The sequence below is a fragment of the Legionella nagasakiensis genome, assembly GCF_900639915.1.
Classification (GTDB): domain Bacteria; phylum Pseudomonadota; class Gammaproteobacteria; order Legionellales; family Legionellaceae; genus Legionella_A; species Legionella_A nagasakiensis.
The window spans coordinates 79,043-94,428 of sequence record NZ_CAAAID010000013.1; the positions used below are offsets into that span (position 1 = coordinate 79,043).

Sequence of the window (15,386 nt, forward strand, 5' to 3'; positions counted from 1 at the left end):
ACCCCAAGGTACGCTTACTTTTTATTATAGTAAAAAATAAAATGATCCTTTCTATTGCAGCGTATGAGGAGAGGAACTTTGATGGAAAAGCACTTGCGCCATTATGGATGCTGTATATAAAACAGCACGTAAGTAAAAGAAGATGGTTTTTATGCTCAACGATGATTAGATGCGTTTAGCTTGCCCAAAGAATCAATTTATTTTAGCCTTTTTGACGCAAAATCCTCTCTCCAAATTTGAGTTAACCCTTCGCGAAAGGAGGGGTATTGTAAAGAAATATTAAGTTCCCTTTTTATTTTTAAATTAGATACACGACGGTTATTTGTATAAAACTCTTGCTCCATTGATGAAAGTTGCGCTTCTTGAACAGAAACTAAAAGAGGAGGCTTTCTTTTTAATAAGGAAGCAGCAAAACCATCAACAATATGCGATGCTTCAGGCTCATCATCAGATAGGTTATAAATTGACAGAGGATTGATGGAGCTGATGGAGGCAATAAGAACAGAGGCAATATCTTCAACATGAATCCGGCAGAAAATCTGCCCTTCTTTGAAAATACTGTATTTTTTCCCAAGATAAATGCGCTCCAGGGCGTTTCGCCCTTTTCCATAAATACCGGATAGTCTGAAAATATGGAGAGGAAGTCGATTTATTTTTGCATAGGAAAACCAGGCTTTTTCTACCTCTAAGCGCGTAATACCCGTTGGCGTATGAGGTATGCATTTAGTCTTTTCATCAACCCATCTCCCTTGATGGTCGCCATAGACTCCAGTAGATGAAAGATAACCTATCCATTGAAGATGTGGGGCATGTTTTTTAATTAAATCATGGTACTTGGTCAAGACTAAATCACCAATAGTGCTTATAGGTGGAATGCATATTAATAGATGAGTTGCTTGGTTTAAGTAGTCTTCCATATTGTGGCAATTAAAGTTAATCAGTTTGATTGTCGGTGAGCAATTTGAATCTTCAATATTAAGCTCGCGCTTTGTACCAATTACACTAAACCCGAGTGAGACTAGTGATTGGGCCAGAACTTCAGCGGTATAGCCAAAACCAAAAATTAAAAAACATGGACTCATGAATCACCCTTCTTTCTTAATCCATGATAACAGTTCAAAGCCTTTGAACGCGATTCTTGGTGATCGATTATAGGCCGTGGATAATTCGTGTTTGCATAAATCGATATAGAATTAGGAGCCTCCCAAGGAGCATGAATGATGTCTGCTTTTAACGGCGATAATTCAGGAACCCAATGGCGAATATAGGCTCCATCTGGGTCAAATTTTCTGCTTTGTAATACTGGATTAAATATACGAAAGTAAGGGGAAGCATCTACCCCACAACCAGCAACCCATTGCCAGTTTATGCTATTATTTGCCAAATCTGCATCTACTAAGGTATCTAGAAACCAATCAGCGCCCAATCGCCAATCAATTAGCAATCCCTTAATAAGAAAGGATGCAGCAATCATGCGCACCCGGTTATGCATGTAGCCAGTAGCCCATAGTTCTCTCATCCCCGCATCGATAATTGGGTAACCAGTCATACCCTTCTGCCAACAAACCAATAATCGCTTATCATTTTGCCAGGGAAAATTGTCAAATTCGTTCTTGAAGTTCTCATAAGGAAGCCTCGGTACATGGTAGAGCATATAAATAGAAAATTCTCTCCATCCTAATTCAGATAAAAAATGTTCCGCTGATGCCAAATCGCATTGAGGCTCTAATTTGGCTAACTCGACAGCTCTTAGAATGCACCAAGGACTGATTTCACCAAAGTGTAAATGAGCGGATAGTCGTGAGGTTGCATTTTTTATGGGGAAATCTCGATTTTGTTTATAACCATGAAGATGATGGCTAATAAACTCACGCAAGTTTTTTTGTGCGCCTTCCTCCCCGGGTGTCCAAAAATCAGAGAGTCGAGATGCCCAATTAAAAGCTGATAAAAGCTTCCATTCATCAAGCTCATCGCCCGAGATAACTACTCCATCAGGTCGATGTGTCAGTTGCTGAGCAGGTTGAGAGGAAAGCTTTTGCCTGCATGTTTTCCAATAAGGAGTAAAAATCTTAAAAAAGTCACCATTCTTGTTTGCAATCGTCCAGGGTTCATGCAATACACTCCCATTAAAACTAACAACATTAATTTTATTTTCCTGCAAATTAGCTTTGATTTTTTTGTCACGTATGATCGTTAAAGGCTCATAGCAACGATTCCAATAAATAATTTCTACGGAATTTTTTTTGCTTAATTCTAAAATAATCTCTAAGGGATTACCCTTACGGAGAACAAGACTTAGACCCAGCTTATTAAGCGATTTTTTTAAAGCAACCAGACTATGATGGAGCCACCAGGATTGCGCTTCTCCCAGAGTGCTTTTTTTTCCATCAAGAATATATAAGGGAATCACATATTGGTGTTTGGAACAGGCTTCAAAAAAAGCAGGATTATCTTGCAATCGCAAATCGTGTCTAAACCACACTATAGCACTAGCCATATTATCCTTTTTGAGCATAACAATTACATTTATATAAATTCCAATTTATTGCTTCGATAAATCAAGGATAAACAATCCTAAAAATTCATAAAAAAATTAGCTGACAGGATATTGGTGAAAAAATTAGGCACACCAAAACGTCTAATATATTGATTCATATAGCCAATTTCTGTTGAAAAAATTTGGGAAAATTGATATCCGAATCCAATGAAAAATCGATTCTGATCAAAGCCCTTACCATTTTTGCCAATAAAATTATTTTTATGCCAAAATACTTCATCTGAGCTGACAAAACTATAATGAGGAGCGCTTTCCAGTGGCCTTATGATCTTAACAAGCTGCCTGATACGGTAGGCTGTTTTGGTACCATTGGCTAGAAAGCGTTGCTCCATACGTGTTCTGCTGAGCAAATTATAACGCTTGATTTTTTTGTTCCACAGCAATTGTTCCCAAATTCGGTTTTCGTTAAACGGTTGAGTAGTAAAAGGTTCACTGGTGTGAATCCAAGCATATCCAAGCCAAAGGCTTGTATTAGCTGTGACAACATAGCCTAGCCCAATCCGTGCCAAAGATTGTGAAAAACGGCTGCTATCTTCACCCACACGCTCCTGACCTTCCAGCCAATATTTAAAACGACCAAAATCCCGACTTTCTCTGTCAAAATGACCAGTTGCAGTCAGATTAAACCAAGTTTGAAAATCATGTTCTGTATCGGAATGCAATTTTGCCATACAACAAGAAAAGACAAAGATCATGAAGCCCGATAAAAAACGTTTACAAGTAAAGTCCAACACAACTCCTTCAATGCCATTGGAACAGTTTCGGATTGCGACATGAATGCCCAGAGAACCGTGACTATAATTTCCCGTTCCAATTTAACAATAGGAAATTACAGCCACCACATTATTATTCAAGCTTCAGCACTCGTGAGACGCCTGTTTCCCAACCTGGGATATTTTCGTTAGATTCCATTAATTCTCAGTGGCGTTTATTGAGAAAGAATTTAAAGCTTTGCCCTAAGTGAGAGAGCATGCTCAGCAAGGCCAGGAGCTGCAGGAGCAGCCTTAAAAAAACCAAACATGGTATCGCGATAAAAATGCACTTCCCCTGTTGAAATATCATGATTGCCACTGACAATTCCGCACTCACCGGCCTCAATCATTCCCTTTAAAATAGGGCTGCGCTCCATAATGGCATGCACCGTTCTGTGTACATTAATGGCGGTTACTTTTTCTACAAACTCATCATTACTTGAAGTACGATTTTCAGTAACGGTTTCTTCAGCATCAACTGCAGGCCGAATTTTAGTCAATAGTGCTGTTAGATTACCCATTTCTACGTGATCACAAGCACCTTTTATTGCGCCACATTTCGTATGACCTAAAACCACAATAATTTTAGAGCCGGCTACTTTACAAGCAAACTCCATACTACCTAAAATATCTTCATTAATGATAGTGCCTGCAATACGGATACTAAACACATCCCCTAAACCTTGGTCAAAAATCAACTCAACGGAAGTACGGGAATCTATGCAGCTTAAAATTACTGCAAAGGGATGTTGTCCGTCAGATGTTTCATTGGCCTGTTGCAATAGGTTACGATTTACTTTCAAGTTACTTACAAATCGTTTATTACCTGCTTTTAATAAATCCAATGCAATTTCAGGTGTAATGGCTGCTTGCATTTCCTTGGTTAAGGTTTTCATTTTATTGTACTCCTAAGGCATGAGTAATGGATTAATTTGGTTCAATAAAGCCTATTGTTTCAACCGTTATGTTTTTTAATCTTGCATTGCTTTTGTAATCCTGAATGAATTCAACCACGTCATAGGCTATCGATTTAGAATTGGTACAATCAATAATTACTTTTGAATTCGGCTCAATGGTATCCAAAGCGTGTATTATGCTGGCCTTATTGAAGAATGAAACTTCCTCTGCTAACACAAGATGATGAACTGCATGCTCATTTTCTTTAGTAATGACATCTTTCATATAATAAGCATTTCGGTAACTGTGGTGTAAGGTGAAAAGAAGACCACATGCCATACCAATGGTAATCCCTTTAAGCAAATCCGTTGCCAAAATGCCTACAACCGTAGCTATAAAAGGAACAAACTGCTCCGGACCTAATTGATATAGCTTTCTAAAGAGCGCGGGTTTGGTTAACTTATAACCCACCACAATCAAAATAGCCGCCAAGCTTGCCAGAGGAATCATATTGAGCAATTCAGCAATAGTAATGGCACTAATTAATAAGAAGACACCATGTAGTATAGTGGATAATTTAGTTTTGCCACCAAATGCAATATTCGCTGAACTCCGAACAATCACCTGGGTAATGGGTAACCCTCCGCAAAGCCCGGAGACAATATTACCAAGTCCCTGTGCTTTTAATTCTCTATTTGTAGGAGTAACTCGTTTATAAGGATCTAGTTTGTCGGTTGCTTCCACACAAAGCAACGTTTCCAAACTTGCAATAATGGCCAAAACAATGGCTGTTTTCCAGATATCGACCTGAGTTATTGCAGAAAAATCAGGTACTGTAAATTGTTGGAAAAATTCTGTTAAATTATTTGCAACAGGAAGTCTTACCAAATGGCTTTCAGCCAAACTAAAATTCAATATATTTAATTGATACAGCCAGTTCATTATAATGCCTATTATAATGACTACGATTGGGCCCTGTATTAATTGGAACAATTTATGCTTTTTCGTTAGTACAGTATCCCACAATACCAATATTATCATCGATAGAACAGAAATCAGGGCAGCCCCAGGAGTATAAGCAGTCAAAGCACTGACAATAGAAGTTAAGGTAGTCTCTCCATCAGTTTGGAAATAAGACAAATCGCCTATAACATCATTATCATAGCCGAATGCATGCGGTATTTGTTTTAGAATAATAAGCAATCCTATACCGGCCAACATTCCTTTAATGACAGAAGAAGGAAAAAAATAAGCAATAAAACCAACCTTGGCATAACCCATAATTAGTTGAATCACGCCCGCCAAAACAACTGCCAATAAAAAGGCAGGCCAAGAAGACAATGTATTGATTGCAGTTAATACAATAACAGCGAGCCCAGCAGCCGGGCCACTGACGCCTAAGGGTGAGCCGCTGGCTACACCAACTACAATGCCGCCAATAATTCCTGCTATGATGCCAGAAAACAGAGGCGCACCAGATGCCAACGCAATACCAAGGCATAGGGGCAGAGCGACAAAAAATACCACGATACTTGCCGGGATATCGCTTTTTAATTCTTTAAACACCTTATCTGTCTCCTATTAAAGCTTATATAAGTTTCATTGTTTTTGATATACATGATGGTGCTGGCCCATAAACAGCTACAGTTCCTTTAGCGGTTGTTTTCATAGTTTTAGAATCAGGCACTTCCTTCATCAGCTTTTTTGAGATTCTTAGGCATATGATTCCAAATGGTCAGCACCTCATCGACTGCAGAGCGAATTACCTCCTCTGATTGCAATCCACCTTCAATATAAGCAAGTCCATGAAGCAACCAATCGGCTAACTCAGGCTGAGTTAACCGATAGAAAACCCTGTTTCCTTCTTTGCGCTGCTTGACTACTTTGTGAGCTCTAAGAATTGAAAGATGCTGCGATACCGCTGAGTGGCTTGTCCCTAATATAGATTGCAAACCATTGACATCCTGCTCTCCTGCATGCAATTCCTCAATGATTCGAATACGGTGCGGATGTGAAATCGCACCTAAAAATTCCGCCATTTTTTCAGAGATTAATATTCTAGCAGGCATAATAATTTACAATATTCAATTATTCTAATATTAGAATTCATTTTTTAACTTTTTTCAACCAATTTAATTGGATCATCCAACGAAGTGTCTTATTTCCCCAAGTAAGCTTAATTTAAATACATTGCAGAATTAAATATTAGATAAATCTATGCTAATAATATTGTATTTTTGAAGAATAATATTAAATGAAAATTCAATTTTTAGGCGCTACTCAAACGGTTACAGGCTCAAAATATCTTATTCAAACAGGTCAAACCACAGTTCTTGTCGATTGTGGGCTTTTTCAAGGACATAAAGAGTTACGCTTACGCAATTGGGCCCATTTGCCAATTGACCCTAAAAATATTAACTATGTATTACTTACACACGCTCATATTGACCACAGTGGATATCTCCCATTATTAGTTAAAAATGGTTTTCAGGGAAAAATTTTATGTACAGCAGCAACTAAAGATTTATGCAGTATATTATTACCCGATAGTGGGCATCTGCATGAAGAAGAAGCACGTTATGCTAATCGAAAAGGTTACTCTAAACACCACCCCGCCTTACCACTTTATACTCAGAAAGAAGCTGAACATTCTTTAACCTATTTTTATACAGTACCCTTTGAAGAACCCTTTCGAATCAATGATCAGTTGTATGCAACATTTTATTATGCTGGCCATATTTTGGGTGCATCTTTTATCCGGATAGAATATAAAAATAGTTCTCTATTGTTCTCAGGAGATCTTGGACGTCAAGATGATCCAATTATGCATCCGCCCAAAGAACCTCCGGCATCTAATTTTTTAATTATTGAATCAACGTATGGCAATCGCCTGCATGACAACTCCAATCCACTAATCAAAATAAAGGAAATTATTAATCGTACAGTTAAACGTGGAGGACATGTTGTCATTCCATCATTTGCGGTAGGGCGAACTCAAACATTACTTTATTACATTCATCAACTAAAATCGAAAAAAGAAATCCCAGATATTCCTGTTTATGTTGATAGCCCTATGGCAGAAAAAGCAACACAGATTTTCTCTGAGAATACAGACCAAAGCCGATTAACCAAACAACAAAGCAAAAATATATGCGCTGTAGCCCATTATACCAATTCGATCGATGAGTCCATTGCTTTAGATAATCAAAAAATCCCTACAATTATTATTTCAGCGAGTGGCATGGCAACAGGAGGCCGTGTTGTTCATCATATTCGTAATTTCGTAACCAGTCATAAGAATACCATCTTATTCAGTGGTTATCAGGTACCTGGGACACGTGGGGATAGAATGCTTCGAGGTGAAAAAGTGATAAAAATGTTTGGCGAGATGATACCTGTTCATGCTGAAGTTTCACAATTAGAAAATATATCGGCCCATGCTGATTATACAGAACTATTAAACTGGTTGTCCCATATTAAAACTGCGCCACAGAAACTCTTTATCACTCATGGCACCATCGAATCTGCACAAGCACTCAAAGCGAAAATAGAGCAAAAATTTCATTGGAAATGTCAAATCCCTATTTATTTAGACGTTGAAATACTATCTAAGGACTGATTATGAAAAGATCTCATCAAGAATTATTATACTGAAATTGAAAAGACAGCAACAATCACAGCAGACCTAAAAAAATCATTTTCACTTACTTTAACCACTTCTCACACCACATTCAAAAGTTTTTAAGCCGCTAGGACGAATCATTTTATTCGCTGGCTAGAATTATAGATTGGCGCTTATTCCCACAAATGATACTATGATTACCATATATTTTTGTTGACTATTTAATGAAAATAATAACAAAACTGCTGTTATCTTTTCTTGGATTTTGTCTACTATTCTTGCTCTTAAGCTGGGTTTACAATTATTTTTATTCAAAAAGCCTCATCATCAAACCATTTAATGCGAAACATTCGCAATCCTGCAAGCGCATTTCTCTTCCTGATAAAGAAGTAGTCAGGATATTAATTATTGATGGTGGAGGAATAAATGGGATCATCCCTTTATCTGTCTTAAACTATTTGGAAAAAAAAACTGGCAAACCAATTGCTTCTCTTTTTGATTTTTTTAGCGGCACATCTACAGGCTCAATTATCGTATCAGCCCTTAACATCCCGAATGCGCATGGTGAGCCTAAATTTAAAACAGAAGAAGTAATTGACGATTATGTATCTGTATCGAAAAATGTGATGACAGCCTCTTGGCCCCGAAAAATATTTACGATCAATGGTCTCTTTGGGCCTAAATTTCCTGTTGAGGATTTAAATAGATTATTAAAGAAACAAATAGGACCCGATGTTGTTTTTCATAAACTCATTAAAAATGTATCCATAACCACATATAACCTTGACGATAGAACCATGCGGGTTTTAAACAATTGGGAATGTTTGCAGCCCCATGCTTATTATTTAATTGCTGATTTACTTACCGCAACGACGGCAACTCCTTCTTTTTATTCACCAGTCATTCTTCTAGATGAGGAAAGGGAGAACTCAAAGACATATATAGATGGCATGGTATTTGCTAATAATCCCAGCTTATATGCACTACAAGAAATCTTCAAATTTTATCCAAAGGCGAAAAAATACATCATAGTTCATTTAGGTACAGGCGAGTTTACTCTAAACGACTTTGATTTAAGAGGAACAATAACACAACGTTGGGGCCTGTTAAGATGGCTAATACCATTTACTTCTATTATCTATAAATCACAAAACAGTGAAGTTAAAGAAGCGATTCATATTTTACAGAAAGTAAGCCCCAAAGATAGATTTGAATATTATCATCTCAACATCAATTTCACTGGTGGCCCATTTGATACCTCTGAGAAAAATATTAAAAATATGGAAATAGTAGCTAATAGCCTAATTTTGAAAGAAAAAAATCTCCTTAATTACCTAGCGAATGAATTGTCCAGAGACTAATAAATGCAAGAGAAAGAAATGTGGGGAAAAAAGTACGGGCTTAACGAGATAGTAAGCGATTTTGAATTAATAGTATTAATAACGGCCACTTTCATTTTTTTTATGTACTATGGCGTAGTGAGTCATCTAGCTTCTCTTATCGGATTTAATACAGCTTATTATCTAGTAACTCCCCTCGATAATATGATCAAATATACTCCATTTTGGATTGTGTTTTATTCACTTGCTGAGCTTGTTCCCATAATTACTCTTCTTATAATCAGATTTAAAATTGGCCCTGATATTATTATTTTCCGCCGTATGGTGATATCAATTTTTATTCTGCTATTTATAAACTATCTATTATATCTTCTTTTCCCTTGCTCGGTCATTGAGATGTATGGGGTGCCTAAAGAGATTTGGTCACATAATTATTTAGAAAGACTAGTAAGATTAGAGTTCTCTACAGAAGCACCCTGGAATGCTAACCCATCATTACATATTGGATTTAGCTGGATTATTTACCGTTTCTTTTCTGTATACTATAAAAAGCCTATTCCCAGAATCCTTTTCTTAGCTTGGTTTGTTGGAATGTCATTAGGTACTTTGACCCTCAAAGTACATATTATTGTTAATGTCATTTTAGGATTTCTCCTATCTGAACTTTTATTCCGCTATGTGTACAAAAATAAAATCACAGGAAAATTTGCCCTGTTTTTAGGTGCGGTCAATCCTTATAAGAGATTTGGAGGATATTTTATTCTCATCATTATTTTAATCATAGGATTACATGTTTATTCTGCTACTCTGGGTGAGCTCATGATTATTTCAAATAAACAGAATCAGGCAAGTCCATTCTAAACCATCCAAGCCTTTTGGAGTAAAGAACCAACCATATAGTCCAGGTGTTCTCATCCCTATAAATAGGCTCATGCTAAACTAGAGTTGCGCATCGCCTTGTTTATTTATAAAATCCCAACTTTGCTTAACCATTCTTACACATTTAACTGTGCTGTTTAAAATAAAAAATTCTATTCACCTCAATCAAGATATTCTTAATGCTGCTCGTCATTTGCAGTCTCTTATATTGGCCGAACCTAATGACGCTGAGCATCTTTTACCGAAAATTGAAAAAATGATGCGCCCCATGCCTTTATCAAGCTGCATGGCAACTTGTATTTATGTGGTATTCCATCATTTTTATGAGCAAGAGCCACATCAAGAAGAGCGCTTTTTAGATGTATTCAGTAATCTTAGAATGATCCAACTTCGGCATAAAAGTCATTATTACGAAAAACAACTCAAAGACGCATTACAAGATGCAAAAATAAAGCAACGGCGATTCCTGAGCCAAAGTTTTTTTGATTTAAACAAAGCTTTTGAGCAAGAAGAGTCTCATCCAGTGCAAGTTGCTCGACTTGAGCAAGAGGTAGCTGAGTCTTCTCAAAATGCCTTATCTCATTTTCTTTTCATTACGGATATTGTTCTTTATCTTGAAGAACAACAAACTGTGTTAATGAAAGATCAACAACGTCTCAAAAGCAAAATACTACAAGACCCTATCACTTCCATAAAAGAGCTTATTCCTTCATTGCTGCAGCTCTGCGAATTGGCATACAGTAAAGAAGAAAGCGTTGGGGCTCAAGAAAAAGCACTGACACAACTTAATGCCGTTATTGCAAACGTTGTAAGCATTCTTAATGTTCGCATGCCCGAACATGAAACATGGCTTCTTGGCTTACAACACATATTAATTGAAAGAGTCATCGAAAAACCATGCAATTCATCACCCACTCCACCCTCCCTTGTATGTTGATAGGAGGCTCTCGTTCAAATTTTCAATGAGAGACGCTTTGCAAATCATTTAAAAGCCCCACCAGCTCAAACTGATGGAGCTTTTTAAACGTTACTAACTATCTTACTTAGCAGCTGCGGCTTTCTTTTCTTTTTCTTTGGCAATCACCGCTTCAGCCACACTGCTTGGGCAAGCAGCATAGTGCGAAAACTCCATTGAAAATTGACCGCGGCCAGAGGTAAGAGTACGCAATGTACTGATGTAACCAAACATTTCCGAAAGAGGAACATCAGCTTTGATGCGTACACCAGCTGCACTGGGCTCTTGGCCCAAGATCATGCCGCGACGACGGTTCAAGTCACCAATTACATTACCTACATCATCTTCTGTACTATAAACGTCAACCTTCATAATTGGTTCAAGCAATTGTGGAGCAGCTTTTGGCATCGATTGACGAAAAGCACCTTTTGCTGCGATTTCAAATGCAATTGCTGAGGAGTCAACGGCATGGTAAGCACCATCGGTGAGGTTAACGACAACATCCAATACAGGGAACCCAGCTAAAGTGCCTGTGTCCATCATCGAGCGGAAACCCTTTTCAATTGCAGGGAAGAATTCTTTAGGCACATTCCCACCTACAACGGAGGTGATGAAAGTGAATCCGGTATTTGGCTCACCTGGTTCAATGGTGTAGTCAATTTTACCGTATTGACCTGCACCGCCTGATTGTTTCTTGTGAGTATAGCTGTCTTGAATCGATTTGGTTATGGTTTCGCGGTAAGCAACTTGAGGCTGACCTACTATTAACTCAACATCGTACGTACGTTTCAGAATATCCACTTTAATATCAAGATGTAATTCACCCATACCGCGAAGAATGGTTTCACCTGAATCTTCATCCGTTTCTACTCTAAACGTTGGATCTTCTGCAACCATTTTACCAATAGCAATACTCATTTTTTCAGTTGAGCCTTTATCTTTTGGTGTGACAGCAATAGAGATAACTGGCTCAGGGAAAACCATCGCTTCCAAGGTACACTCATGATTAGGGTCGCAAAGAGTATGGCCAGTTCGAACGTTTTTCATCCCTACAATAGCGATAATGTCGCCTGCTTCAGCACGTTGCAACTCATTACGCTCATTCGCTTGCATCTCAACCATACGGCCGACACGTTCAGTTTTGCCGGTAAAAGAGTTAAGGATAGTATCTCCTTTATTCAATCTTCCTGAATAGATACGCACAAACGTTAGAGCACCAAAACGGTCATCCATGATTTTAAATGCCAAGGCACGAAATGGTTCATCAGGGGAAACAATAGCGAATTGACCGTTTGGCTTACCTTCAGCATCGGTCAAAGGTTGTGGATTAACTTCATGGGGAGCAGGCAAATAGTCAACCACTGCATCTAATAATAGCTGCATCCCTTTGTTTTTAAAGGCTGAACCGCAATACGTTGGGAAGAAGGCTAATTCAAGCGTACCTTTACGGATACAACGCTTAATTTCTTCTATTGAAGGCTCCTCTCCTTCTAAATAAGCCATCAGCAAATCATCATCCATTTCAAGTGCCGTTTCAATCAGCTGCGCGCGGTACATTTCAACGTCGTCATGCATATCAGCTGGTACGTCGGTTATCTTGTAATTTTCTGGCTGGCCGCTTTCGTCCCAAACATACGCTTTACGGGTTAATAAATCAACAACCCCAACGAAGGTGTCTTCAACACCAATAGGCAAGGTCATAATTAAAGGATTTGCACCCAATATTTTTTTAATTTGCTCAGTCACTTTCAAGAAGTTCGCACCGACACGATCCAGCTTGTTTACGAAAATCAAACGAGAAACTTTTGAATTGTTCGCATAGCGCCAGTTGGTTTCTGACTGAGGCTCAACGCCGCCAGAACCACAGAATACCCCAATGCCGCCATCGAGTACCTTCAATGAACGATATACCTCTACAGTGAAGTCAACGTGTCCTGGGGTATCGATGATATTGAAGCGATTACCTTTCCAGAAACAACTTACTGCTGCTGACTGAATGGTAATACCGCGCTCCGCTTCCTGTTCCATGAAATCGGTTGTTGATTCACCTTCGTGAACCTCACCCATTTTATGGATTCTACCGGTGAGCTTAAGAATACGTTCGGTAGTGGTTGTCTTTCCGGCATCTACGTGGGCGAAGATACCAATGTTTCTATAAAGGTTTAAATCAGTCATAGCCACTCTTATAAAATTAAATGAAGAAAAAATTGTCGCATATTGTACAGCATTTTATCCGGATTTTATCCAGGTTTACATAAAAAATTGTTCCCCTAACCTTGTTTATTACAGGACTTACGCAAAACTCATAACAACGGATGGTGATCTTACCCCAGAAAATCGGACACCTTACTAAGCGACTTTTTTAACTTCATAAGAGTTGGGTGATTCATAGCCTAACTTTGAATGAAGTCTTTTGCGATTGTAGTATATTTCAATGTCACGAGTTTCGCACTTAGCTCATGCAGCCCTGAAGCATTAAGATTTTGATCTGCTCCTGAATAGCATTTTTGATTACATTCCAGTTTTGTTGATAAAGGGTAGTTTTTTTAGTGATACGTAATTTATGTTGTTCAAACCAAGCGGCAATGGCAAGAAAGATATGGTTTCTCTGCGCTCGGCCTGTGCGTGCCTGACAACGCTCAATTCCACAAGTTTGTTTGACTTCTCGATGATAAACTTCGACCGACCAACGTGCATCCGTGATTTGTTTTACTTGCTCACGTGTTGGATTTTCCATGTTTGTCGCTATGTAATCAATGCGGCCATTTTTTGCTACGAACTTGAATACAAAAATCCAGCCATAACCACGTAAATGAACCAAAAGTCCTTCTTCGGGAATTTCTAATGTTTCTAATCGAACATTACGATTTACTATACGGTTTTTTCTTAAAGTTGTAACCCAAATCCACCCATGTGAGCGAATGGCTTTTAAATTATCCAAACTTGAATACCAAGCATCCATGACGACTGCTGATGGCGTAAGCCCCCGTGATTTAGCAAGTTTTAGCATATCGCAAAAGTGAGTGTTTTTTGTTTTTCCATCCGTATCTTTATCATAGATACGATAATCAATCGGCACGGATTCCTGGCTATCCAAGCCATGCCACAGCATATTGATAAGACCAATTCCTGCAATCACATCATGTGCATTGCCAGAATACTAGTAATTAACATGTTCTATTTTTTTACTGCGTGTCTTGGATAAGACAGTATCATCTGCTATCAATATACAAGGTTCTAATGAACGCACATAATGACTTGCTATTGACCATATTTCTCTTGGGCGGAAATTTTTATCTGCTAACCAGCGGCTAATACTATCATGGGATAAAGTAATAGGACTTACTTCTGATAGGGCTAAACCTGAATAACGCATGCTGCTTGCTTGTAAAAATGCTTTATACAATTCTTTTGTACATCGATGACGCGACATCCTGACACAACTTCTAAATTAAAACTATGCCACCAATTCTAATCCATTTATTTTAAACTGCGAAACTCGTGCCCATGTATCGCTTCAACCTTAAAGCTGTGGTTCCAGCTTTCCATTGCAGCATTATCATAACAGTCACCTTTTTTACTCATACTACACTTGAGACCGTGGACTCTAATAATCCGCTGGTAGGCGTGTGAGCAATATTGGCTTCTTCTGTCAGAATGAATGATAAGCCCTTTGGGCGGCTTGCGTGCCCACAAAGCCATTAGTAGAGCATCCATCACTAATTGTTTTGTCATGCGTTTGGATATGGACCAGCCGACAATTTTTCGTGAATACAGGTCAAGAACAACAGCTAGGTATAACCATCCTTCCTCAGTCCAGCAGTATGTGATATCACTGACCCACTTAGTATTGGCCCGAGCTGCAGTAAAGTTTTGCTGAAGCAAATTCTGGGCAACCGGGAGTTGATGGCTACTATTGGTTGTTGCTTTGTATTTGCGCGATGCTTTAGCCCGCAAGCCATTTTCTTTCATCAGCCGTGCAACACGGTGTTTTCCTACCAACTCACCTTCTTTATTAAGTCGCCGGGTAATTCGTGGCGCGCCAGCGCGTGACTTCTCATCGTCAAAGATGGATTTGATTTTATTCGTCAGATAATTATCACGCTCTTTGCGTGCCGAAGGCTTCCTATGAAGCCAAGCATAATAGCCACTGACAGAAACGTTCAGTATCTTGGCTCTACACCAATTAAGGGGGCACTTTAATCGAGTTAGTATAAACTAAGTCCTTGATTTAGCGATCAAAAGGAGATTAAAGTGCCGAAGTACAATCTTATCCTAAATTTACCTGGATTTTCCATAGTAAAAGTGAGCGGATATCAACCATTAATATTAGATGTAAGCTATAACCGATTAGCCCGTTGTAGTCATTGTCAAAGTAAGAGCG

12 protein-coding genes and 2 pseudogenes are annotated in these 15,386 nt (G+C 38.5%); 5 read left to right on the forward strand and 9 right to left on the reverse strand.

Annotation, left to right across the window (positions count from 1 at the left end; translation table 11 throughout):
* Positions 1-197: 197 nt before the first annotated feature.
* The 6 genes from E1O52_RS10710 to E1O52_RS10735 form a co-directional block, all read right to left on the reverse strand.
* Complete coding sequence (locus E1O52_RS10710; RefSeq protein ID WP_133128707.1) at positions 198-1,082, reverse strand: SDR family oxidoreductase; 885 nt, start codon at positions 1,080-1,082, stop codon at positions 198-200.
* Complete coding sequence (locus E1O52_RS10715) at positions 1,079-2,497, reverse strand: cryptochrome/photolyase family protein (RefSeq protein ID WP_133128708.1); 1,419 nt, start codon at positions 2,495-2,497, stop codon at positions 1,079-1,081. The genes E1O52_RS10710 and E1O52_RS10715 overlap by 4 nt, the downstream gene beginning before the upstream one ends.
* A gap of 77 nt (positions 2,498-2,574) precedes the next feature.
* The gene (locus E1O52_RS10720) at positions 2,575-3,288 is read right to left on the reverse strand and encodes a DUF2490 domain-containing protein (RefSeq protein WP_242602231.1); all 714 of its coding nucleotides are present in this window, start codon (positions 3,286-3,288) and stop codon (positions 2,575-2,577) included.
* A 212-nt stretch (positions 3,289-3,500) separates the two neighbouring features.
* Complete coding sequence (locus tag E1O52_RS10725; RefSeq protein WP_133128709.1) at positions 3,501-4,205, reverse strand: carbonic anhydrase family protein; 705 nt, start codon at positions 4,203-4,205, stop codon at positions 3,501-3,503.
* 31 nt (positions 4,206-4,236) lie between these two features.
* Positions 4,237-5,772 carry a SulP family inorganic anion transporter gene (locus E1O52_RS10730; RefSeq protein WP_133128710.1) on the reverse strand — a complete coding sequence of 512 codons (1,536 nt, stop codon included), beginning with the start codon at positions 5,770-5,772 and terminating at the stop codon, positions 4,237-4,239.
* Between the two features lie 113 nt (positions 5,773-5,885).
* Positions 5,886-6,275, reverse strand: a complete 390-nt coding sequence (locus E1O52_RS10735; protein ID WP_133128711.1) for an ArsR/SmtB family transcription factor — start codon at positions 6,273-6,275, stop codon at positions 5,886-5,888.
* 185 nt (positions 6,276-6,460) lie between these two features.
* Here E1O52_RS10735 and E1O52_RS10740 point away from each other — a divergent pair, with 185 nt between their 5' ends.
* The 4 genes from E1O52_RS10740 (at position 6,461) to E1O52_RS10755 (ending at position 10,984) form a co-directional block, all read left to right on the forward strand.
* Positions 6,461-7,825 carry an MBL fold metallo-hydrolase gene (locus E1O52_RS10740; RefSeq protein ID WP_133128712.1) on the forward strand — a complete coding sequence of 455 codons (1,365 nt, stop codon included), beginning with the start codon at positions 6,461-6,463 and terminating at the stop codon, positions 7,823-7,825.
* A 227-nt stretch (positions 7,826-8,052) separates the two neighbouring features.
* Entirely contained in the window at positions 8,053-9,189 is a 1,137-nt protein-coding gene (locus E1O52_RS10745) for a patatin-like phospholipase family protein (protein WP_133128713.1), read from the forward strand.
* Positions 9,190-9,192: 3 nt separating this feature from the next.
* Positions 9,193-10,029, forward strand: a complete 837-nt coding sequence (locus E1O52_RS10750; RefSeq protein WP_133128714.1) for a phosphatase PAP2 family protein — start codon at positions 9,193-9,195, stop codon at positions 10,027-10,029.
* 148 nt (positions 10,030-10,177) lie between these two features.
* Positions 10,178-10,984, forward strand: a complete 807-nt coding sequence (locus E1O52_RS10755) for a hypothetical protein (RefSeq protein ID WP_133128715.1) — start codon at positions 10,178-10,180, stop codon at positions 10,982-10,984.
* A 102-nt stretch (positions 10,985-11,086) separates the two neighbouring features.
* On the opposite strand, the gene fusA is transcribed toward E1O52_RS10755, so the two are convergent.
* From fusA to E1O52_RS10770, 3 genes and pseudogenes are all read right to left on the reverse strand, one after another.
* Entirely contained in the window at positions 11,087-13,177 is a 2,091-nt protein-coding gene (gene fusA, locus E1O52_RS10760) for an elongation factor G (protein WP_133128716.1), read from the reverse strand.
* A 277-nt stretch (positions 13,178-13,454) separates the two neighbouring features.
* Positions 13,455-14,435 (reverse strand): annotated as a pseudogene (locus E1O52_RS10765) (IS701 family transposase).
* Between the two features lie 47 nt (positions 14,436-14,482).
* Positions 14,483-15,217 (reverse strand): IS3 family transposase, encoded by a 735-nt coding sequence (locus E1O52_RS10770; protein ID WP_133128717.1) that lies wholly within the window; start codon positions 15,215-15,217, stop codon positions 14,483-14,485.
* 39 nt (positions 15,218-15,256) lie between these two features.
* On the opposite strand from E1O52_RS10770, the pseudogene E1O52_RS13495 reads away from it, so the two are divergent.
* A pseudogene (locus E1O52_RS13495) lies at positions 15,257-15,386 on the forward strand (ISL3 family transposase); the annotation flags it as partial.